This window comes from Brevundimonas sp. RM1 (assembly GCF_052907225.1).
The window spans coordinates 99867-120807 of record NZ_JBRERY010000005.1 but is presented as its reverse complement, the minus strand read 5'-3'; the positions used below and the strand labels follow the sequence as shown (position 1 = coordinate 120807).

The window sequence follows — 20941 nt, the reverse complement described above, 5'->3', positions numbered from 1 at the left end:
GGCCCGCCTTAGGATTGCGGCTGGGCCGGAACCGGCATGCGGTTGAAGCTCAGCGTCGGCAGTTGGGCGTTCAGGCGCTGGATGACGGTGTCCGTCACGTCCATGGCCGGGTTCATGATGAAGACGCTCTCGCGATCGATCATGATGCCGCAGCCCTTCTCCTGATAAACGGCGACCAGCAGCGGCTCGATGGCTTCCGAGATCTTCTGGCGCTGCTGAGCCAGGGTGTAGCGCAGCTCGTTGTCGCGGGTGCCTTCCAGTTGCTGGGCTTCCTGGATGCGGGTCTGCAGTTGCTGGCGACGCTGGTTCATCTGGTCAGCCGGAATCGTCGCCGCGCCCTGTTGCAGAGCCTGAGCTTCGGTCTGGATGGCGGTGGCGTAGGGCTGGAGCTCGCCCTGAACTTCCTGCGCCAGCTGCTCCATGCGGGTCTGCACGGCCTGACCGACCGTCGACTGGGCCAGAACGCGCTGGTTGAAATAGACGCAGACGCCGGGAATGGCCGGACCGGGGTTGGCCGGGCCTTGCGTCTGGGCCAGGGCGGCCGAAGCGGTCAGCGAAGCGAGGGCGAAGGCGCCGATAGCGATGAGTTTCATAATCTAAGCCTTGGTGGCGGCGGTCAGACCGCGGTTAGAACTGAGTAGAGGTCGAGAAGCGGAAGGTCTCGGTCTTGTCGTAGTCTTCCTTGGACAGAACCTTCGACAGGTCGAAACGGATCGGCCCCATCGGCGAACGCCAGTGAATGCTGACGCCGGCGGCCGCACGCAGCGACAGCTCATCGACGATGTTCGGGTTGCGCAGTCCCGTCGCCGGATCAACCAGGTAGCGGTCGTCCAGCTTGCCGATGGTGCCGAAGTCGGCGAACAGCGAGGTCTTGATGCCGTATTCGTCGGGCAGATAGTTCGGCACCGTCAGTTCAACCGTACCGATGGCGTAGAAGTTGCCGCCCAAGGCGTCGGTCGTGGTCAGGTCGCGTGCGCCCATACCCGCCGTCTCGAAGCCGCGGAAGGTGTTGCCGCCCTTGAAGAAGCGGTCGTTGATGCGGATGGGATCGCCGTTCCAGCCGCTGACATAGCCCGTCTGGCCCTGGACGCTGACCACCCAGTTCGGGCGGATGCCGTAGTACCAGGACGCGTCGGCCTCGGTCTTGATGTAGTTCACGTCGCCGCCGATGCCGGCGAAGTCCTGGCGCAGCGAGGCGGACCAGCCGCGCGTCGGTCGGACCGGGTCGTTCAGGCGGTTCACCACAAGGGTGTAGCCCGCCGAGGAGTTGATGTAGGAGCCCGCCTGGTCGCACAGGGCCGACGAACCAGCGCCCACGCCGCCGCAATAGCCGAACGGAATGACGACCTCGTCGTCCTTCAGGAAGTAGCGCGCGCTGAACGAAGCGTAGCCGTTCAGCGGATAGGTGACGCGCACCCCGCCCCCGGTCGAGCGATAGTCGTAGGACGAGTATTTGCTCAGGTCATAGCGCATGTGGAACAGGTCGAAGCCCGCCCGCACGTCGCGTCCCAGGAATTTGGGCTCGGTGAAGCGGAAGTCGATCTGCTGGCGCAGCGAGCCCCATTCGGCGCGCGCCACGACGTTCTGACCCCGACCCCGGAAGTTGCGTTCGGTGATGCCCAGGTTCAGCACGAAGGAGTCGACCGAGCTGAAGCCCGCGCCGACCGACAGTTCGCCGGTGGGCTGTTCTTCCACGGTGACGTTGACGACCGAACGGTCCGGCGCGCTGCCGCGCGTCTCCTCGATCTTGACGTCCTTAAAGAAGCCCAGGGCGCGCAGATTGTTGCGCGAACGCTCGACCAGCGAACGGTTGAAGGCGTCGCCCTCGCCCACCATCAGTTCACGGCGGATGACGCTGTCCAGGGTGCGGGTGTTGCCGACCACATTGATGCGGTCAATGTAGACGCGCTGACCCTCGCGCACGTTGAAGGTCACGTTGACCGTGTCCGTCTCAGGGTCGGCGCGATAGGTCGGGTTGATCTCGACGAAGGCGTAACCGGCCGAACCGGCGGCGAAGGTCAGGGTGTCGACCGCAGCCTGAATGCGATCGCTCTCATACAGGTCGCCCGAACGGATCGGCAGCAGCATCTGCAGGAAGTCGGCGTTCAGGCGGTCATTCTCGGTGACGACCTTGATCTCGCCGAAATTGTAGCGGTCGCCCTCGTCCACCGTGACCGTCACGCCGAAGGCGCTGTTGTCCGGCTTCAGCTCGGCCACGGACGACAGGATGCGGAAGTCGTAATAGCCGCGGTTCGTGTAGAATTTCCGCAGCTGCTCGCGGTCGTAGTCGATCCGGTTCGGGTCGTAGTTGTCGTTCGAGCTGAACAGACGCCACCAGGCCGACTGCTTGGTGACCATGACCTGACGCAGGTCGCTGTCCGAAAACGCCGTGTTGCCCAGGAAGGTGACGGCGGCGATGCCGGTTTCAGGGCCTTCGTCGATCTCGAACACGACGTCGACGCGGTTCTGCTCCAGTTGGACCAGCTTGGGCGTGACGGTCGCCGAGATGCGGCCCGACAGGCGGTACAGTTCAACGATCTTGCCGACGTCTTCCTGAACCCGCGCGCGGGTGTAGATGCCGCGCGGGCGAATGGTCACTTCATCGCGCAGCTTCTTCTCGGCCAGGGCCTTGTTACCCTCGAAGGTCACCTGGTTGATGATCGGGTTTTCGGCGATCTCGACGATCAGGTCGCCGTTGGCCTGAAGGCCGATCTGCACGTCCGCGAACAGACCCGTGCGCGACAGAGTGCGCACCGCAACGTCGATGGTCACGGCGTCGATGGTGTCGCCGGGCTGGATCGGCAGATAGGACAGGACCGTCGTCTGGTCGATCCGCTGGTTACCGCGCACCACGATGCGGTTGACCACGGCGCGCTCGGCCTGCGGCTGCGCCATCTGCACCTGCGGCGTCTGAGCCTGCGGGGTCTGGGCCGCTGCAGCGGGCGCCGGGGCTGGCGCGGGCGCAGGCGCCGCCTGCTGGGCCAGGGCCGGTTGCGCCAGTCCGGCGGCGAAGGTCAGGGCCAGGGCGCTGACCCCGAGAATGCGGCCAGGGGTCTGGATCATGAGGCGACTGTCGTTTTGGTTCATGCGGAATACCATCGGGGGCTGGCGTCGGCTCACGAGACGAGCCCGCCGAGGAATTTGAAGAGATTGAGCTTCTGCAGATCGTTCCAGGTCGCGAACAACATCAAACCCGCCAGCAAAGCAAGACCGACCCGATATCCCGCCTCCTGAACACGGGCGGCCATCGGGCGGCGCGCCACGGCTTCATAAGCGTAGAACAGCAGGTGCCCCCCATCCAGAACGGGAATAGGCATCAGATTTAAAAAGCCGATTCCGACCGAAAGTATGGCCGCGAAGCTGGTCAGCGTCAGCAACAGATTGCGAACGATGGCCCAGGGCTCGGGATTGGCCGCGACCGCGGCGTTGGTCAGGGCGCCGGACGCCTTGGCGATTCCCAGCGGCCCGCTGAACTGATCGCCCGACTCACGGCCGGTGAAGATGCGGCCGATATAGGTCAGGGTGGTGTTCAGGATGGCGCCGGTTTCGCGCACCCCCTGCCCCACGGCGGCGATGGGGCCATAGCGGACGTGGCGAATTTCATCGCGGTTAGAACCCAGAGCCAGGCCGATGCGGCCGACGCTGACACGACCGGCGATGCGATCCGTCTCGGTCCGACGTTCGGGCGTGGCCGTAAGCTGCACCGCCTGATCGCCGCGCTCGACGGTGAAGCGCACCGAATCGCCGCTGCTCAGGGCCACGACGCGCGTCACCTCGCCCCCGTCGGAGATCAGCTTGCCGTTCACATGAGTGATCAGATCGCCCGGCAGGAAGCCCGCCTGCGCCGCCGGCGACTGAGGCTGAACCTCCATCACTCGCGCGGGACGCAGCTCGACGCCCACCAGGCTGAACAGCAGGGTGAAGATGAAGATGGCCAGGATGAAGTTGGCGATCGGCCCGCCCGCCACGACCAGGGCGCGCTGCCACAGAGGCTTGAAATAGAGGTAGTCGCGCTCGGCGCCCGACCCATGCTCGGCCGTCACGGCCTGGCGCAGGGCCTCAAGACCCGCACGATCCGGCACGCCGGTCGCATCCAGATCGCCGGAGAATTTCACATAGCCGCCCAGCGGCAGCCAGCCGATCCGCCACTCGACGCCGTGCTTGTCGGTCCGGCGGAAGATCGCGCGCCCGAAACCGATGGAAAAGCGGTCCATCTTCACGCCGAAGGCGCGCGCCGTCAGGAAGTGGCCCAGCTCATGCACCGTCACGACAAGCGTCAGCACGAGCAGGAACGGCACGACATAGGTCAGAGCCTGGCTGATCACGCCTATCATGCCGTTCGTATCTCCCGTTCCCCTCAGGCCGCGATGTTCAGCGAGGCGATGACGTCGCCCGCGATCCGCCGCGCCTGCGCATCAACGGCCAGGGCCGCCTCGCAGGCATCGTCGGAACCGCAAGACGCGCCCGCGCCCGTCGCCTTCTCAAGGGTGTCGGCGACGACTGCGGCAATATTGAGAAAGCCCAGCCGCCGGTCAAGGAAAGCCAGAGCCGCCACCTCATTGGCCGCATTGAAGACGATGGGGGCGATTCCGCCCGCCGCCAGAGCTTCGCGCGCCAGACGCAAGGCCGGGAACCGATCCTCGTCCGGGGCCTCAAACGTCAACCGCCCCAGGGCCGCCAGGTCCAGCTTGGGCGCCGGCCAGGCCAGACGATCGGGCCAGGACAGGGCGCAGGCGATGGGCGTCCGCATGTCCGGCGCGCCCATTTGGGCCAGGGTCGAACCATCCACATATTCCACAAGGCTGTGGATGATCGATTCCGGGTGCACCACCACATCGACCCGCTCGCCCGGCATATCGAACAGATAGGCGGCTTCGATCAGCTCCAGCCCCTTGTTGGCCATGGTGGCGCTGTCGACCGAAATCTTGGCGCCCATGCTCCAGTTCGGATGGGCCACGGCCTGTTCCGGCGTGATCCGCGTCATGGCCGCGCGCGGCAGGGTGCGGAACGGCCCGCCAGAAGCGGTCAGCACCAGTTTGGATACGCGCTCGGGCGCCCCGGCCGGAAAGACCTGGAAAATGGCCGAATGTTCGGAATCGACGGGGATCAGCCGCCCGCCGCTGCGCTTGACCCGCTCGATCAGCGCCGGACCGCAGCAGACCAGGCTTTCCTTGTTGGCCAGAGCCAGGGTCGCCCCCGTCCCCGCCGCCGCCCAGGCCGAGCGCAGGCCCGCCGCCCCGACGATGGAGGCCATGATCCAGTCGGCGGGCCGCACGGCCGCCTCGACGATGGCGTCCGGCCCCGCCGCCGCCTCGACCCCGGTTCCAGCCAGGGCGTCGCGCAGTTCGTTCAAGCGCGCCGGATCGGCTGTCACGGCCATGCGCGGCCGCCAGCGGCGCGCCTGTTCGGCCAGGCGAGCAATGTTGGCGCCGCCGGTCAGGGCCTCAACCTCGAACGCGGCCGAGCCAGCCGCTTGCGCCTGCTCCATCAGGTCCAGGGTCGAGGAGCCGACCGATCCGGTCGAGCCCAGGACAGAGACGCGCCGCGCGATCATGCCGCCCGCTCCAGCATCAGGACGATCAGACGCCCGGCCGACACCACAACGACGGCGAACATCAGCCCGTCGACGCGGTCCAGCAGACCGCCGTGGCCCGGGATCAGATTGCCCGCGTCCTTGACCCCGAAACGCCGCTTCAGAGCCGATTCCCACAGGTCGCCGCCCATGGTGGCCAAGGCCGCCGCCAGACCCAGAACCCCGCCCCAAAAGGCGTTCAGCAGGCCCATGTCCAGCCAGCCCGCCATGGCGGCGCCGGCGATCATCCCGGCGGTCAAGCCGCCGATGAAGCCCGACCAGGTCTTGTTGGGCGAAAAGCGCGGCCACAGCTTGGGCCCGCCGACGAAGCTGCCGACCAGATAGGCCAGGATGTCCGCCGACCAAGCCACGGCGAAGACCAGCACGGTCCAGTACAGCCCCTGCACCTCGTGCAGGTCGCGCAGCCAGATCAGCAGGATGCAGGGCCAGCCGAGGTAGAGCACCCCATAGGCCGTATCCAGCAGGGACTCGCCGCGCGTGCGGGCGAACAGGCCCGCCGCCAGGGCGCCGAACACCATCAGCACCAGGGCCAGGGAAATCTGCCCGACGTGGGCCGCGATCACCGCCACGACCAGGGCCAGGGCCACGCTGATCCCGATCGGCCGCCAAAGATTCGGCGCGCACATCCGCGCCCACTCGAAGGCCAGCAGCACCGCCCCCGCGACCACCAGGGCGCAGAACCAATCGCCGCCCGCCCACGTCGCCAGGACCGCCGCCGGCGCCAGCACGACCGCCGAAGCGGCGCGCAAGGCGATATCTCGAGGCTTCAACGCCATGTCAGCCCGCGACCTCGCCATAGGCTTCAACCATGACCTCACGCCCGCCGTAGCGGCGCTCACGGCAGCCGAACTGGGCGATGGCTTCAGCCAGGGCTTCGGCGCCGTAGTCAGGCCACAGGATCTCCTGGAACACCATCTCGGCGTAGGCCGCCTCCCACAGCAGGAAGTTGGACAGGCGCTGCTCGCCCGAGGTCCGCACGATCAGATCGACCGGCGGCGCGCCCGCCGTCGACAGACCGGCGCCCAGCGCCTCTTCATCGACAACCACGTCTTCGCCCGCACGGGCGCGATCGACCAGCCGCTGGGCGGCGTCGACCAGATCCGCCCGGCCGCCATAGTTGAAGGCCACCTGCAGCAGGAATTTTTCATTGCTCGCCGTCTCAGCCTCGGCGCGTGCGACGATGGCGGCGATGTCGTCCGGCAGCCCCTTGCGACGACCCAGCACCTTCACCCGCACGCCCGCCGCCGCCAGCCGTTTCAGGTCGCTGCCGACGAAGGCGCGCACCAGGCCCATCAGGTCGGACACCTCATCGGCCGGACGGCTCCAGTTCTCGGTCGAGAAGCCGAACACCGTCAGGCATCGCACGCCCAGCTCCGGCGCCGCCTTGATCGTGCGGCGCAGGGCCTGGACCCCCTCGCGGTGGCCCACGGCGCGCGGAAGACCCCGGCGCTGCGCCCAGCGGCCGTTGCCGTCCATGATCAGGGCGACGTGACGTGGCCCCTTTGCAGGCGCCGTGGCGACGGGCTCGGCCGACATGATGGGGCGTCCTTCCTGAACAGGCCTGACCGCGTCAGACCTGCATGATCTCGACTTCCTTGGCCTTCAAGGTCTCGTCGATGCGCTTGATGGCCGCATCGGTGTCCTTCTGGACCTCGGCCTCCATCTTCTTCTGTTCATCCTGGCTGATCTCGCCGGCCTTTTCAGCCTTCTTCAGCTCGTCGTTGGCGTCGCGGCGCACGTTGCGCACGGCGATCTTCTTGTCCTCGGCGTATTTGCCGGCCAGCTTGGCCAGATCCTTGCGGCGCTCTTCGGTCAGCGGCGGGATCGGGATGCGCAGCGTCTGGCCGTCAACGACCGGGTTCAGGCCCAGGCCGGCGGAGCGGATGGCCTTCTCGACCGAAACCACCATCCCCTTGTCCCAGACGTTGACCGAGATCATGCGCGGCTCCGGCACGCTGATCGCGGCCACAGCGGTCAGCGGCGAGGTTGCGCCATAGGCTTCAACCACGACCGGCTCCAGCAGACCGGCGTTGGCCCGGCCGGTACGAAGGCCGGCGTAATCGTCCTTCAGGGCGGCGACGGACTTGTCCATCCGGTCGCGGAACGTCTTGAGATCGGGTTTGGCCATGACGTGTGTCCTTGGTCCTGTCGTTTGATGACGAAGCCGCTCAGGCGGCCTTGTTGGTGATGACGGTGAAGGTGCCTTCTCCCGTCAGCGCCTTCTGAATCGATCCTTCCTCGCGGATCGAGAAGACCACGATCGGAATGCCGCTGTCGCGCATCAAGGCGATGGCCGAGGCGTCCATGACGCGCAAGTCCTTGGCCAGCACTTCCTGATAGGTCAGCGTCTCATAGCGGGTGGCCGTGGCGTCCTTCTTCGGGTCGGCGGTGTAGACGCCGTCGACGCTGGTGCCCTTCAGCAGGGCGTCACAGCCCATTTCGGCTGCACGCAGGGCCGCGCCCGAGTCCGTTGTGAAGAAAGGAGCGCCGACGCCCGCAGCGAAGATCACCACGCGGCCCTTCTCGAGGTGGCGAAGGGCGCGGCGGCGAATATAGGGCTCGGCGATGGCGGCCATGGGGATGGCGCTCTGGACCCGCGTATCGACGCCGATCTTCTCGAGCGCGCCCTGCATGGCCAGAGCGTTCATGATGGTCGCCAGCATGCCCATGTAGTCGGCGTTGGCGCGATCCATGCCCGCCGCCGCCTTGGACAGGCCCCGGAAGATGTTGCCCCCGCCGATGACCAGGCAGATCTCGACGCCCTGACGCGCCACCGCGGCGACGGCGGCGGCGACCACATCCACGGTCGGCATGTCGATGCCATAGGGCTGGTCGCCCATCAGCACCTCGCCCGAGACCTTCAGCAGGACGCGCTTGTAACGAAACTCAGAGGGGGCGTCGGGCATGATCAGGGGTCCGTGGATACAGGGGGTTAGCATCCGCGCGAAGTGAATCGGCGGCTCATCATAGACGAAGGGCGCGTCAGCCTTCAAAGCCGAACGCGCCCTTTTGAAATTTCTTCCCTTTCGGGAAGACGTTTCGAGTTAGTTGCCGCCCGTCATCGAGGCGACTTCCGACGCGAAGTCGGGGGTTTCGACCTTCTCGACGCCTTCACCCAGCGCCATGCGGACGAAGCCGGCCAGCTTCAGCGTGGAGCCCAGCTCTTTGCCGGTGTTGGCGACCAGTTGTTCGATGGTCACGTCCGGGTCCATGACGAACGGCTGCTTGGTCAGCACCACGTCCTTCTGGAACTTGTTGATCTGACCTTCCACGATCTTTTCGATCATGTTTTCCGGACGTCCTTCTTCCTTGGCCTTCTCGATCAGGACGGCGCGTTCTTTTTCGATCGCGGCCGGGTCCAGGTCCGAGGTGTCCAGCGCCAGCGGAGCCGTGGCCGCCACGTGCATGGCGATCTTGCGGCCCACTTCACGCAGGGCTTCCTTGTCGCCGGCGCCTTCCAGGGCGACCAGCACGCCGATGCGGCCGACGCCCGGCGAGACGGCGTTGTGGACGTAGCTCGAAACCACGCCTTCACCGACCGACAGGCGAGCCGCGCGACGCAGCTGCATGTTCTCGCCGATGGTGGCGATCAGGTTGGTGACTTCGTCCTGAACCGTCTTGCCGTTCTCCAGGGTCGCGCCGTGGATGGCTTCCACGCCGTCGTGGTGCAGACCCAGCTGAGCGAATTCCTTCGCCGCCGACTGGAACAGGTCGTTGCGGGCCACGAAGTCGGTTTCGGCGTTGAACTCGATGGCCGAGGCGACTTCGCCCTTGCCGTCTTCGCGCACGGCGACGGCCACCAAGCCCTCGGCGGCGACGCGGTCGGCCTTCTTGGCGGCCTTGGACAGACCCTTGGCGCGCAGCCAGTCGATGGCCGCTTCGATGTCGCCGTTGTTCTCAACCAGCGCCTTCTTGCAGTCCATCATGCCGACGCCCGAACGCTCGCGAAGCTCCTTCACGAGGGCGGCAGTGATCTCGGCCATGTCTTTCTCCTGAAATTCAAAATGGGCGGCCGGACTGTTTAGCCCGGCCGCATGTCAAGTTGACGTCGGTCCGGCGCGCGGCGGCGCCGGAACGTCAGTCTCAGCCTTCGACCTTCTCGGCCTCGGCGGCGACCAGCTCTTCAGCCGCGCCTTCAGCGCGCGCCGGAGCGGCCTCGGCCTCAACCACGACGGCTTCGCGCAGGGCCGGCTCGACCGGAGCTTCCGAAGCGCCCAGGTCGATGCCCTGAGCGGCGGCGCCGGCGGCCAGGCCGTCCAGGACGGCGTCGGCGATCAGGTCGCAGTAAGTCTGGATGGCGCGGGCGGCGTCATCGTTGCCCGGCACCGGATAGGTGATGCCGTCCGGGTCCGAGTTGGTGTCCAGGATGGCGATGATCGGGATGTTCAGCTTGCGGGCTTCCTGGATCGCGATCGCTTCCTTGTTGGTGTCGATCACGAACATGATGTCCGGCACCGAACCCATGTCCTTGATGCCGCCCAGCGACAGTTCCAGACGGTCCTTCTCGCGCTGCAGGGTCAGCAGCTCTTTCTTGTTGCGGCCTTCGCCGCCGCCTTCAACGATGCCTTCCAGTTCGCGCAGGCGCTGGATCGAGTTGGAGACGGTGCGCCAGTTGGTCAGGGTGCCGCCCAGCCAGCGGTTGTTCATGTAGTACTGGGCGCAGCGCGTGGCGGCCTGCGCGACCGGGTCGGCGGCTTGACGCTTGGTGCCGACGAACAGCACGCGACCGCCCTTGGCGGCCACGTCGCGCACGGCGACCAGGGCCTGGTGCAGCAGCGGCATCGTCTGCGACAGGTCGATGATGTGGATGTTCGAGCGCGAGCCGAAGATGTAGCGGTCCATCTTCGGGTTCCAGCGGTGCGTCTGGTGGCCGAAGTGAGCGCCGGCTTCCAGCAGCGTACGCATCGAGAATTCAGGCAGAGCCATGATCGTCTTTTCCTTTTTCCGATCAAACCTAGCGCGGGCGGTTAAAAGGATCAGTTGATCCCTCGGAACGGTGCAGGCCGGGATGTCTCCCCGGACCGCGCCACGCCCACGTGCGAAGTGCGCCGCGCATGTAGGCGAAACGGCCGAAAAACGCAAGGCTGTGAAGATGATGGGCTTTTAACTTGTCGCCTTCAGGCGGCCACGGCCAGATGACGCCATGCCTCCTTCCCTTCGCCTGCTGTCCGCCCTGGCTTTCGCGCCGCTCGCCGCCGCTCCGGCTCCGTTCGCCAGGGCCCAGACGCCTGCGCCGGTTTCCGCAGAGGCCTATAGAAAGGATGCGCTGGCCCTGCCTGGGCTGATCGAAGCCCAGTACGCCTATCCGGAGCGCCTGCCAGGCGGCCGGTTTCCTTCGTCACTGCAGCTGACGGCCCAGGGCGAGGCGGTGCATGACGCCGCCTCTCTGCTGAAGTACGCCGAGAACGCCCTCACGGCGCTGGCCGACCATCACGCCATCACCGGCTCGTCCTTCGCCGACAGCTGGGCCGTGGTTCCCAGCTATTCGGATCTCTGGATCGAGCGAGTCGCACCGCACTGGATCATCACCGACGTCCGCGACGGATCGCCTGCGGCCGAAGCCGGCATTCGCCCCGGCAGCCGCTTGCTGGCCGTCGGCGATCAGCCCATCGACGACGCCGTCGCCGCCTTCTGGAGCGAGATCGGCCTGACGTCCGAAGGCGAGCGCGCCGCCTATGCCGCCCGCGTCCTGGTCGCCGGGCGACGCGACCGCCCTCGCGACCTGATGATCGAGACCCCCGACGGGTCTCGGCGTCGCCTGATCCTGCCTAATCTCTACACGATGCGGCGCGACCGCCCCCCGGTGGAAAGCCGACAGGTCGACGGCGCCCTGGTCATCCGCATCAATGACGCGCTCGGCGACCGCGCGACCATCGCCGCCTTCGACCAGGCGATGACGACGGCGCTGCCCGGTCAAACCCTCGTCCTCGACCTGACGGAGACGCCCAGCGGCGGCAACACCGTCGTCGCCCGCGCCATCATGGGATGGTTCGTCGATGCGCCGTCCGCCTACCAGATCCACAGCCTGCCCGCCGAAGCGCGCGAAACCGGGATCGAGCGGCGCTGGATCGAACAAGTCCTGCCGCGCCCAGACAAACGCCATAGCGGCCCTGTCATCGTCCGCGTCGGGCGCTGGACCGGCAGCATGGGCGAAGGCCTGGCCATCGGCCTCCACGCCCAGGGCGCGCATGTCGCCGGCCGCCCGATGGCGGGCCTGCTCGGCGCCATCTACGACCTGCGCCTTCCGAACAGCGGACTGGTCATCAAAATCCCCGTCGAACGACTCTACGCCGTCGACGGAACTCCGCGCGAACAGTTCAAGCCTCAGCCGGATTGATCAGAAATTGCGTCCGTCCACGCGCTGTGCGGTCCAGTCCCACGGCTCCACGTCGGTCAGGGTGCGGATGTTGATCGCCGCAACCTCGCTGCCGTCGGGCGCCGCGCCGTAACCGAACGGCTGCACGCCACAGGTCTTGCAGAAACGATGCTCGATCTTGTGCTGATTGAAGAAGTAGGACGTCGTCTCGCCCTCCCCCTTCGTCAGGCGAAAGGCCGAGCGGGGCGCAAAGGCCAGAACGAATCCCTTGCGATAGCAATGGGAGCAGTTGCATTCCATCAGACCGTCCAGCCCGACATCCACCTCATAGGCCACCGCGCCGCAGTGGCACGACCCGGCATGGGTCTTCGCGCTCGTCTCGCTCATCAGGCGTCCTCCAGCATCACCACCCCCGGCGCCGACTTCAGCGCGCCGCGCAGCGCCGCGTCCAGTCGGTATCGTCCCGGCAGCTTGATCTCGACCTCGGTGCGGCCGCCCAGCGTCGCCTGCAGCCAGACCTCGCCGCCCTTGCCCTGCGCTCGCGCCCGGTCCAGCCGCGCCTTCAGCGCCTCGGCGTCCGCGGATTGCGCCGACAGGATGACGCGCAGCCCGATCTGGGCGTCGTCCAGCAGCACGTCCATGCGGCTGGCGTCATCGCCGAAGAAGCGCACCTCGCCATCCGCCGCCTTGGCCCGAACCTTGACCAGAACCGACGTCCCGACCTCCAGAACCTCGCGGCACCGCCGAAGCTGTTCGGGCGGGAACAGGCATTCGAACTCGCCCGTCGGGTCCGAAAAGGTGACGAAGGCGAATTTCTCGCCGGTGCGAGCGCTGGCCCGCTCCTGACGACGACGCACCACCCCAGCCATCTGGAAGGCTTCATGCCCCGCCTCAGCCAAGCCTTGCGCCTCGGCCACGAAGGTCACGCGCTTGCGTTTCAGGGCCGGCGTCAGTTCCTCGAGCGGATGCCCAGACAGGTAGAAGCCGACGGCGTAAAGCTCCTGATCCAGTTTGTCGGGGCCAGCCCACGGCTCCATGCTCTTCAGGCGCGGCCGCGCCGCGGCGGCCTGATCGGCGCCGAATAGGCTCACCTGGGACGAAGCGCGCTCGGCGGCCACGCTCTGGCAATAGGCCATCAGCACATCGGCCTGCTCGAACAGCTGACGGCGGTTCGGATGGATGCTGTCGAAGGCACCAGCTCTCGCCAAACCTTCCAGCGCCCGCTTGTTCACCGCCTTGGGGTCGACCCGTTCTAGGAAATCGAAGATGTCGGTGAACGGCCCGCCTGTCTCGCGCACCTCAATGACGTGCTTCATCGCCTCAAGGCCCACGTTGCGGATGGCGCCCAGCGCATAGAGCACGCTGCCCTGCCCGTCCTTCCACGACACGTCGAAGTCGGCGGACGAACGGTTGATGTCGGGCACCAGGACTGGAACCTCGAACCGGCGGCAGTCCTGATAGAAGACCGCCAGCTTGTCGGTATTCGACAAATCGAGGCTCATCGACGCCGCAAAGAACTCGACCGGGTGATTGGCCTTCAGCCAGCCCGTCTGGAACGAGATCAGCGCATAGGCCGCCGCGTGCGACTTGTTGAAGCCATAGCCCGCGAACTTGGCCACCAGGTCGAAGATGGAGCCTGACTGGGCCTCCGGAACCCCCTTCTCGGACGCGCCCTTGACGAAGCGAAGGCGCTGGAAGTCCATCTCCTCCTTCTTCTTCTTGCCCATGGCGCGACGCAACAGGTCGGCCTCGCCCAGGCTGTAGCCCGCCAGGATCTGGGCGATCTTCATCACCTGTTCCTGGTAGATGATGACGCCGTAGGTCTCGGTCAGCACCTCCTTCAGGCTGGGGTGCAGGTAGTCGACCTCCGCTCGGCCGAACTTCCGGTCGATGTAGGTGTCGATCATCTCCATCGGCCCCGGCCGGTAGAGGGAGATCAGGGCGGTGATCTCTTCGATCGAGCCGCAGCGCATCTTGCGCAGGGTGTCGCGCATGCCCTGGGATTCCAGCTGGAACACCCCGACCGTCTGCCCCGAGGCCATGAGCTCATAGGTCTTGGGATCATCCAGCGGCAGCAGACCCCAATCCTGAGCCGCACCGCGCCGTTCCAGATAGCTCTTGGCGCGGTCCAGCACCGTCAGCGTCTTCAGGCCCAGGAAGTCGAACTTCACCAGGCCCGCCGGCTCGACCCACTTCATGTTGAACTGGCTGGCCGGGATGGTGGAGCGCGGATCCTGATACAGCGGCACCAGTTCCGTCAGCGGCCGATCGCCGATGACGATGCCCGCCGCGTGGGTCGAGGCGTTGCGGTAGAGGCCTTCCAGCTCAAGCGCCGTCTCCAGCAGCGCCTTGACGGCAGGCTCGGCGTCACGCGCCTCGCGCAGGCGCGGCTCCAGGTCGATGGCCTGGGCCAGGGTCACGGGGTTCGCGGGGTTGGCCGGAACCATCTTGGCTAGGCGGTCCACCTGGCCCAGCGGCATCTGCAGCACGCGCCCCACGTCGCGCAGCACGGCGCGCGCCTGCAGGGTGCCGAAAGTGATGATCTGAGCCACCCGGTCCTTGCCGTAGTGGTCCTGAACGTAGTCGATGACCTCTTCGCGCCGCTCCTGACAGAAGTCGATGTCGAAGTCGGGCATGGAGACCCGTTCGGGGTTGAGGAAGCGCTCGAACAGCAGGCCGAACCGCAGAGGGTCCAGGTCGGTGATGGTCAGCGACCAGGCGACCAACGACCCGGCGCCCGAGCCCCGCCCCGGCCCCACCGGGATGTCATGCAGCTTGGCCCATTTGATGAAGTCCGCCACGATCAGGAAGTAGCCGGGGAACCCCATCTGCTGGATGATCCCGACCTCCCATTCCAGGCGGGACCAGTAGTCTTCCTCGGGCGCATAGGCCTGGTTCTTCTCCAGCCGCGCCTTCAGGCCTTCGCGCGCCTGGTGCGCCAGTTCGTCGTCTTCCGAACGACCTGCGCCGGTGTCGAAGCGCGGCAAGATCGGCTTGTGCGTCTTGACCAGGAAGGCGCAGCGGCGCGCGATCTGAATGGTGTTGTCGCAGGCCTCCGGCAGATCGGCGAACAGTTCGCGCATCGCCTCGGCCGACTTGAACCAGTGCTCGCCGGTGACGCGACGGCGATCCTCCTGACCCGTGAAGGCGCCGTCGGAAATGCACAGCAAGGCGTCATGCGACTTCGCCTGGGCCGCCTTGGCGTAATAGACGTCATTGGTCGCGACCAGCGGCGTGTCATTGGCGTAGGCCCATTCAACCAGCCCGCCCTCGGCCAACGTCTCGCTGGACAGTCCGTGGCGTTGCAGTTCGACATAGAAGCGGTCGCCGAACACCCGCTTCATCTCCGCCAGGGCTTCGGCGGCCTCGGCCGGCTTCTTCTGCACGAACAGAGGATCAATAGGGCCGTCCGGCCCGCCGGACAGCAGGATCAGCCCCTCGGACTTATCCACAACCTGCCCCCAGGGCACGCCCGGCTCGGCCATTTCGCCCGCGTCCAGATAGGCGGCGGACGACAGGGCGCACAGGTTGAGCCACCCCTGCTCGTTCTGGGCGATCAGCACGACCGTCGGCGTCTTGGCCCAGCGTTGGGCGACCTGCCCGCCGATATCGAGCACCGGCAAGGCGCAGGCGACGATAGGCTGGACGCCCGCATCCTTGGTCGTCTGGCTGAACTCAAGGGCCCCGAACAGGTTGGCGCGGTCAGCCACGGCCACGGCCGGCATTCCGGCATCGGCGGCCATCTTGCCGATCTTGCCGGCCTTGATGGCGCCTTCCAGCAGCGAATAGGCGCTGCGGACCCGCAGGTGGACAAAGCCCTGACTGTTCACCGCATCCGCCAATCGAAAACTCCGCATCGCAGCGCCCGATCATACGGGCGCATCGTCATCATGCAGGGAGTCGCGCCTCAGTGGGCGCGGTCATGTCACCAGAAAGGCCGCCTGCCAGACCATCCAGACGAAGCCGCCGCAGGACGCAAGCGACAGCAGATCCCTCACCCAACGCGTCATCGGATTTATCCCCAGATCAAATGTTGCTCATTTGTTCTAAGTTGCCTCTTTGTTCTCGTCAACCTCAATTCGCGAGGAAGCCGAGCCGGGTCAGCGCCGAGGCTAGAGCCGCCGAGTTCGGGGACTGAGTCTTGCGCAGCAGGCTTGCACGGAAGAACTCCACCGTGCGCGGGCTCAGTTCCAGGTTCTGGGCGATCTGTTTGGTGGTCAGACCCTCGACCAGCATTTCGGCCACCTGTCGCTCGCGGCGGGTGAAGGTCAGCTCTTCACGGGCCGGGGCGGACGCGAGGGCCTCTGCGCCCCGACGCAGGGCGCGCACCAGTTCATCGATTGTGACGGGCTTGGGCAGAACATCATCCACGCCCAGGCGCATGGCGTCGACCGTCGTCCGCACGTCGACGAAGGCGCTGACGACGATGACGGCGTGGCGGTTCAGGGCGCAGAAGGCGGCCACGAGATCCAGCCCCTCGACGCCCGGCATCTTCAGATCAGCGACGAGGCAGGTCGAATCCGCGTCTGACGCCCACATCAGCGCGTCGAGCGGGTCGTGGAAACCGACGGCGGAGAACCCCGCGTCGCGCACCGCCAGAAGGGTCAGCTCCAGCAGCGCCCGATCATCGTCAATGATGGCGATTTCACCGATGGCGCGCCCAATCCTATCTGCATCCTGCCCATGTCGACCGCCGTCCACGCCATCACGCATCATGTCGTTGAAACTACGCAAGGCCTGACGCGGGAAAAACCTCGTAGTCCCACGCAGTTGATCCCGTCCGGGCATACGCAGAACGATATTTCGGTTACGCTGAGGCGAACATGGAGGCTGGCTGTGTTGCAAAGCGCCGTATTCCTGACCCGGTCTCCGTCAGGATTCGCGCAAAGCGCACGGTGGCCGGCCCTGATCGACATGCGGCGCGACCAAGCCCGGTCACTGGGCCTCGCCGGCGTGGCGGCAAGCGTAGACGATGTCATCATCTACGCCATGGAAGGATCGCCCGGCGCTCTTGACGGCTTCCTTCAGCTGCTCGGCGCCAGTCCCTGTGAAACAGCGCCGATGCAGGCCTGGCGACAGACGGTGCAATTTCGCATCCACCGTGTCCTGGCGCTGTCTCACCCACTGCTCAGACCGGATGAGACAGCGGTCCTGCAACGCGCGATCGACCCGGGTCATCCCCGATATGCCGACATCCCGCCGCTGCTAGGCGCGGCTGCGCTGCACTGGGCCATGATGCCCTATCGCACGCCGCTGCAGGCGACGACGCGGCTCATCGCCTCCTAGTAGGCGTGGCTTTCGGCCGCGCGCTGCTCCAGGTGGCCGTCCTTCAAGGCGAAGACGCGGTCCATGTGACCGGCCAGCTCCATGTTGTGCGTGGCGATCAGGGCGGCGACGCCCGTGGTCTTGGCCAGTTCGCGCAGGGCCTCGAACACCGCCTGGCTGGTGACGGGGTCCAGGTTGCCGGTCGGTTCGTCGGCCAACAGCAAACGCGGGCTGTTGGCCAGGGCGCGCGCGATGGCGACACGCTGTTGCTCGCCCCCAGACAGTTGCGCGGGTTGGTGCGTGACCCGCTGTCCAAGACCCAGCGAGGTCAGGGTTTCAGTCGCGCGACGACGCGCCTCTCCTTCCCGCACGCCTGCGATCCGCATGGGCAGGGCTACATTGTCCAGAGCGTCGAACTCCGGCAGCAAGTGGTGGAACTGATAGACGAAGCCGATGCGGTGCAGACGCAGGCGCGTGCGCGCGCGTTCGTCCAGACCGCCGACGTCCTCGCCGTCGATCAGCACCTGGCCGCTGGTCGGCCGCTCCAGCAGGCCCGCCGCGTGCAGCAGGCTGGACTTTCCCGAGCCGGACGGACCGATCAGGCCGACGACCTCGCCTGGCATGACCTCCAGGTCGACGCCCTTCAGCACCGTCAGCCCGCCCTGGGCCGTCGGATAGGTGCGCGTCACACCGCGCAGCGACAGGATGGCGCCGTTCGCTTCCGTCGCGACGGCGGGCTTCTTCTTCAGCAGCTTATTCAAAGCGCAGGGCCTCCACCGGATCGATGCGCGACGCGTTCCACGACGGCGGCAGGCTGGCCAGGCAGCTCATGAAGAAGGAGAAGACCGCGACCCAGGTCACGTCCCACGGGTCCACCTTGGCCGGAACAGAATCCAGCATATAGACCTCGGCGTTGAACAGCTGGACGCCCAGCAGGCCCTCGAGGAAATGCTGGATCGCGCCGATGTTCCAGCAGAACAGCAGGCCCAGAACTAGGCCCGCGATGGTGCCGCCGATGCCGATGGCCGCGCCCGACATGAAGAAGATGCGCAGGATGGATGACTGGCTGGCGCCGACGGTGCGCAGGATGGCGATGTCGCGCGTCTTGTTCTTCACCAGCATGACGATGCCGCTGATGATGTTCATGGCGGCGATGGCGACCACCATGCCCAGGATGATGCTCATGGCCACGCGCTCGACCTTCAGCGCGCCCCAGATGGCGGCTTGGCGGTTGCGCCAGTCGGTGACGACGCTGCCCGGTCCGGCCGCGCGCTGAACCGGCGTCAGCAGATTCTCGACCAGATCCGGTTCCGACACCTTCATCTCGATGACGTCCCAGACGCCGTCCTTGCCGAAGAACAGTTGCGCCTGCTCCAGCGGCATGAAGATGAAGGCGCGATCATAGTCCGCCGCGCCCGACGTATAGATTCCGCCGACGATATAGGTCTTCTCCAGCCCGCCCAGATTGCCGAATGCGCTGTCGGCTCCAGTCGGAGAATAGAGGGAAATGGGATCGCCTTCACGCAGGCCCATCTGCTCGGCGAGGCTCTTGCCGATCAGGACGTGATCGCCGCCGTACTGACCCTTGCCGAAATGCTCGCGCGCCTCGGGGGTCAGGCTGTCATAGACGAACTTCGTCGAGGCCAGATCCTGCGGCCGCACGCCGCGCACGACACCGCCCGTGGCCGCCCCGCCCGCGCGGAACATGGCCGGGCTTTCGATCAGGGGCGTCACCGCCACCACGCCCGGCACGTCGGCGATCCGCTTCAGCGCGGCGTCGCGATCGGGCGCATAGAGCACCGGCCCCTGCACATACATATGACCGTTGAACGACAGGATCCGGTCCATCAGCGTGCCGCGGAAGCCCGCCATGATGCTCATCACGCTGATCAGCACCGCGACGGCCAGCATGATGCCGATGAAGCTGATCATGGCGATCAGCGCTACCCCGCCCTGCTTGCGCTTGGCGCGCAGATAGCGGAGCGCCAGCCCGATCTCCCAGCTGGAGAACGGGCCTGACCCTTTGGATGCGGGCGGCGGAGCGGAAGCCGTCGCGGCGTCGGTCATTTCGTGAGCAGCTCCAGGGCGGCGTCCAGCGACAGGCTCTGCTTCTCGCCGGTGGCGCGGCGCTTCAGTTCGACCACGCCGTCGGCCAGGCCCTTGGGCCCGATGGTCAGCTGCCACGGCACGCCGATCAGGTCGGCGGTGGCGAACTTGCCGCCTGGACGCTCGTCCGTGTCGTCGTAGAGGACGTCCTTGCCGAGAGCTTCCAGCTTGGCCACGGCGTCTTCACAGGCGGCCGAGACGGCCTCGTCGCTGGCGCGCAGGTTGATCACCACCACGTCGAACGGCGCGACCGAGTCCGGCCAGATGATGCCGCCCTCGTCATGGCTGGCCTCGATGATGGCGCCCAGCAGGCGCGACACGCCGACGCCGTAGCTGCCCATGTGGACCTCGGTGTCCTGGCCGTTCGGCCCGGCGACCTTGGCCTTCATGGCGGCCGAGTATTTGGTGCCGAAGTAGAAGATGTGGCCGACCTCGATGCCGCGCGCCGACAGGCGGTCGCCCTCGGCGGTCTGGGTCTCGAACTGGGCGGCGTCGTGCATTTCCTCGGTCGCGGCGTAGAGGGCCGTGCGCTCGTTGAACACGCTCTCCAGTTGCTCGACGCTGAGGTTGTGGCCGGGCGCGGCCATCTCGACCAGCTTGCGGTCGCAGAAGACCTCGCTCTCGCCGGTCTCAGCCAGGACGATGAACTCGTGGCTCAGATCACCGCCGATCGGGCCGGTGTCGGCGCGCATCGGCACCGCCTTCAAGCCCAGGCGGGCGAAGGTGTTCAGATAGGCGGCGAACATCCGCTTGTAGGCGATGCGAGCCGAGGCCTCGTCCAGGTCGAAGGAATAGGCGTCCTTCATCAGGAACTCGCGGCCGCGCATGACGCCGAAGCGCGGACGGCGCTCGTCGCGGAACTTCCACTGGATGTGGAAGAGGTTCAGCGGCAGGGCCTTGTACGACTTCACATAGGCCCGGAAGATATCCGTGACCATTTCCTCATTGGTCGGCCCGTACAGCAGTTCGCGCTCATGACGGTCGGTGATGCGCAGCATCTCCGGGCCATAGGCGTCGTAGCGGCCGCTCTCGCGCCACAGGTCCGCCAGTTGCAGCGTCGGCATCAGCAGTTCGACGGCGCCGGCCTTGACCTGCTCGTCGCGGACGATGCCTTCAATCTTGCGCAGCACCCGCAGGCCCAATGGCAGCCAGGCGTAGATGCCGGCGGCCTCCTGCTTGATCATGCCCGCGCGCAGCATCAGCTGATGCGACACGATCTGGGCGTCGGAGGGGGCTTCTTTCAGGATCGGCAGGAAGTAGCGCGACAGGCGCATGGGAGGATTCTCGGCAAATTCAGTCAGGCCCGACGTTTAACCGGGCGAAGGGGGCGAAAGCTAGAGCGCGTTCGCGTGGGTGATATCGGGCACGGGGGTCCAGCCGATCCAGACGATGGCGACGATGATGAGCCAGACGATGATCGACACCCAGGTCGTGGTGATGAACTTCTTCTTGAGGTTCGGGTTCTTCGGCGCGCCCCACTGGGCGCCGTCCGTCGGCGGATCCTTGATCTGGTCCGACATCCCTAGCGGCAGAATCGCGAACAGCACGATCCACCACACCGTCAGAAAGGTGGCGACCAGGGTGAAAGGGCCAAGGGGCATCGTCTCTAAAGTCCGTTCATCGCAATCATCGTCGCGGCGCGATAAGGAGAGGCTCCGCAA

At 66.3% G+C, this 20941-nt stretch carries 19 protein-coding genes; 2 read left to right on the top strand and 17 right to left on the bottom strand.

What is annotated here, in order from left to right; genetic code table 11:
- Positions 1–8: 8 nt before the first annotated feature.
- The 10 genes from ACU5AP_RS07245 to rpsB all read right to left on the bottom strand — a co-directional run bounded on the left by ACU5AP_RS07245 (position 9) and on the right by rpsB (position 10519).
- Positions 9–593, bottom strand: a complete 585-nt coding sequence (locus ACU5AP_RS07245) for an OmpH family outer membrane protein (RefSeq protein ID WP_003164619.1) — start codon at positions 591–593, stop codon at positions 9–11.
- Positions 594–627: 34 nt separating this feature from the next.
- Entirely contained in the window at positions 628–3063 is a 2436-nt protein-coding gene (gene bamA / locus ACU5AP_RS07240; RefSeq protein WP_446681002.1) for an outer membrane protein assembly factor BamA, read from the bottom strand.
- A 53-nt stretch (positions 3064–3116) separates the two neighbouring features.
- Positions 3117–4334, bottom strand: a complete 1218-nt coding sequence (locus ACU5AP_RS07235; RefSeq protein ID WP_446681001.1) for a M50 family metallopeptidase — start codon at positions 4332–4334, stop codon at positions 3117–3119.
- 23 nt (positions 4335–4357) lie between these two features.
- Positions 4358–5554: a 1-deoxy-D-xylulose-5-phosphate reductoisomerase gene (gene dxr / locus ACU5AP_RS07230; RefSeq protein WP_128719924.1), complete on the bottom strand. Its 1197-nt coding sequence runs from the start codon at positions 5552–5554 to the stop codon at positions 4358–4360.
- Positions 5551–6369 (bottom strand): phosphatidate cytidylyltransferase, encoded by an 819-nt coding sequence (locus tag ACU5AP_RS07225; protein ID WP_003164616.1) that lies wholly within the window; start codon positions 6367–6369, stop codon positions 5551–5553. Before ACU5AP_RS07225 ends, dxr begins: the two co-directional genes overlap by 4 nt.
- Position 6370: 1 nt before the next feature.
- Positions 6371–7129, bottom strand: coding sequence for a polyprenyl diphosphate synthase (uppS, locus tag ACU5AP_RS07220; RefSeq protein ID WP_046653581.1), 759 nt, complete (start codon positions 7127–7129; stop codon positions 6371–6373).
- A gap of 34 nt (positions 7130–7163) precedes the next feature.
- Entirely contained in the window at positions 7164–7721 is a 558-nt protein-coding gene (gene frr / locus ACU5AP_RS07215; protein WP_003164614.1) for a ribosome recycling factor, read from the bottom strand.
- Between the two features lie 40 nt (positions 7722–7761).
- On the bottom strand, positions 7762–8499 hold the full coding sequence (gene pyrH, locus ACU5AP_RS07210) for a UMP kinase (protein WP_003164613.1): 738 nt from the start codon (positions 8497–8499) through the stop codon (positions 7762–7764).
- A gap of 138 nt (positions 8500–8637) precedes the next feature.
- Positions 8638–9576 (bottom strand): translation elongation factor Ts, encoded by a 939-nt coding sequence (gene tsf / locus ACU5AP_RS07205; protein ID WP_128719923.1) that lies wholly within the window; start codon positions 9574–9576, stop codon positions 8638–8640.
- Positions 9577–9676: 100 nt separating this feature from the next.
- A complete protein-coding gene (rpsB, locus tag ACU5AP_RS07200) occupies positions 9677–10519 on the bottom strand; it encodes a 30S ribosomal protein S2 (protein WP_446681000.1) in 843 nt (280 codons plus the stop codon).
- A gap of 217 nt (positions 10520–10736) precedes the next feature.
- On the opposite strand from rpsB, the gene ACU5AP_RS07195 reads away from it, so the two are divergent.
- Positions 10737–11930 (top strand): S41 family peptidase, encoded by a 1194-nt coding sequence (locus ACU5AP_RS07195; RefSeq protein WP_128719922.1) that lies wholly within the window; start codon positions 10737–10739, stop codon positions 11928–11930.
- Here the strand turns inward: ACU5AP_RS07195 and ACU5AP_RS07190 are convergent, their stop codons facing one another.
- The 3 genes from ACU5AP_RS07190 to ACU5AP_RS07180 form a co-directional block, all read right to left on the bottom strand.
- Complete coding sequence (locus ACU5AP_RS07190) at positions 11931–12296, bottom strand: GFA family protein (protein WP_128719921.1); 366 nt, start codon at positions 12294–12296, stop codon at positions 11931–11933.
- Complete coding sequence (gene dnaE, locus ACU5AP_RS07185) at positions 12296–15751, bottom strand: DNA polymerase III subunit alpha (protein ID WP_128719920.1); 3456 nt, start codon at positions 15749–15751, stop codon at positions 12296–12298. Before dnaE ends, ACU5AP_RS07190 begins: the two co-directional genes overlap by 1 nt.
- A 232-nt stretch (positions 15752–15983) precedes the next feature.
- Positions 15984–16643, bottom strand: coding sequence for a response regulator transcription factor (locus ACU5AP_RS07180; RefSeq protein WP_095046100.1), 660 nt, complete (start codon positions 16641–16643; stop codon positions 15984–15986).
- A 102-nt stretch (positions 16644–16745) separates the two neighbouring features.
- Here ACU5AP_RS07180 and ACU5AP_RS07175 point away from each other — a divergent pair, with 102 nt between their 5' ends.
- A complete protein-coding gene (locus tag ACU5AP_RS07175; protein ID WP_446680999.1) occupies positions 16746–17195 on the top strand; it encodes a hypothetical protein in 450 nt (149 codons plus the stop codon).
- Here the strand turns inward: ACU5AP_RS07175 and ACU5AP_RS07170 are convergent.
- Genes ACU5AP_RS07170 through ACU5AP_RS07155 form a run of 4 tightly spaced genes read right to left on the bottom strand, consistent with a single transcriptional unit; the run spans position 17192 to position 20881 of the window.
- Entirely contained in the window at positions 17192–17935 is a 744-nt protein-coding gene (locus ACU5AP_RS07170; protein ID WP_003164606.1) for an ABC transporter ATP-binding protein, read from the bottom strand. The genes ACU5AP_RS07175 and ACU5AP_RS07170 overlap by 4 nt on opposite strands.
- Positions 17928–19241, bottom strand: coding sequence for a lipoprotein-releasing ABC transporter permease subunit (locus tag ACU5AP_RS07165; RefSeq protein ID WP_446680998.1), 1314 nt, complete (start codon positions 19239–19241; stop codon positions 17928–17930). The genes ACU5AP_RS07170 and ACU5AP_RS07165 overlap by 8 nt, the downstream gene beginning before the upstream one ends.
- Positions 19238–20554 (bottom strand): proline--tRNA ligase, encoded by a 1317-nt coding sequence (gene proS, locus ACU5AP_RS07160; protein ID WP_046653590.1) that lies wholly within the window; start codon positions 20552–20554, stop codon positions 19238–19240. The genes ACU5AP_RS07165 and proS overlap by 4 nt, the downstream gene beginning before the upstream one ends.
- Positions 20555–20614: 60 nt before the next feature.
- The gene (locus tag ACU5AP_RS07155; protein WP_046653591.1) at positions 20615–20881 is read right to left on the bottom strand and encodes a DUF1467 family protein; all 267 of its coding nucleotides are present in this window, start codon (positions 20879–20881) and stop codon (positions 20615–20617) included.
- Between the last annotated feature and the right edge of the window lie 60 nt (positions 20882–20941).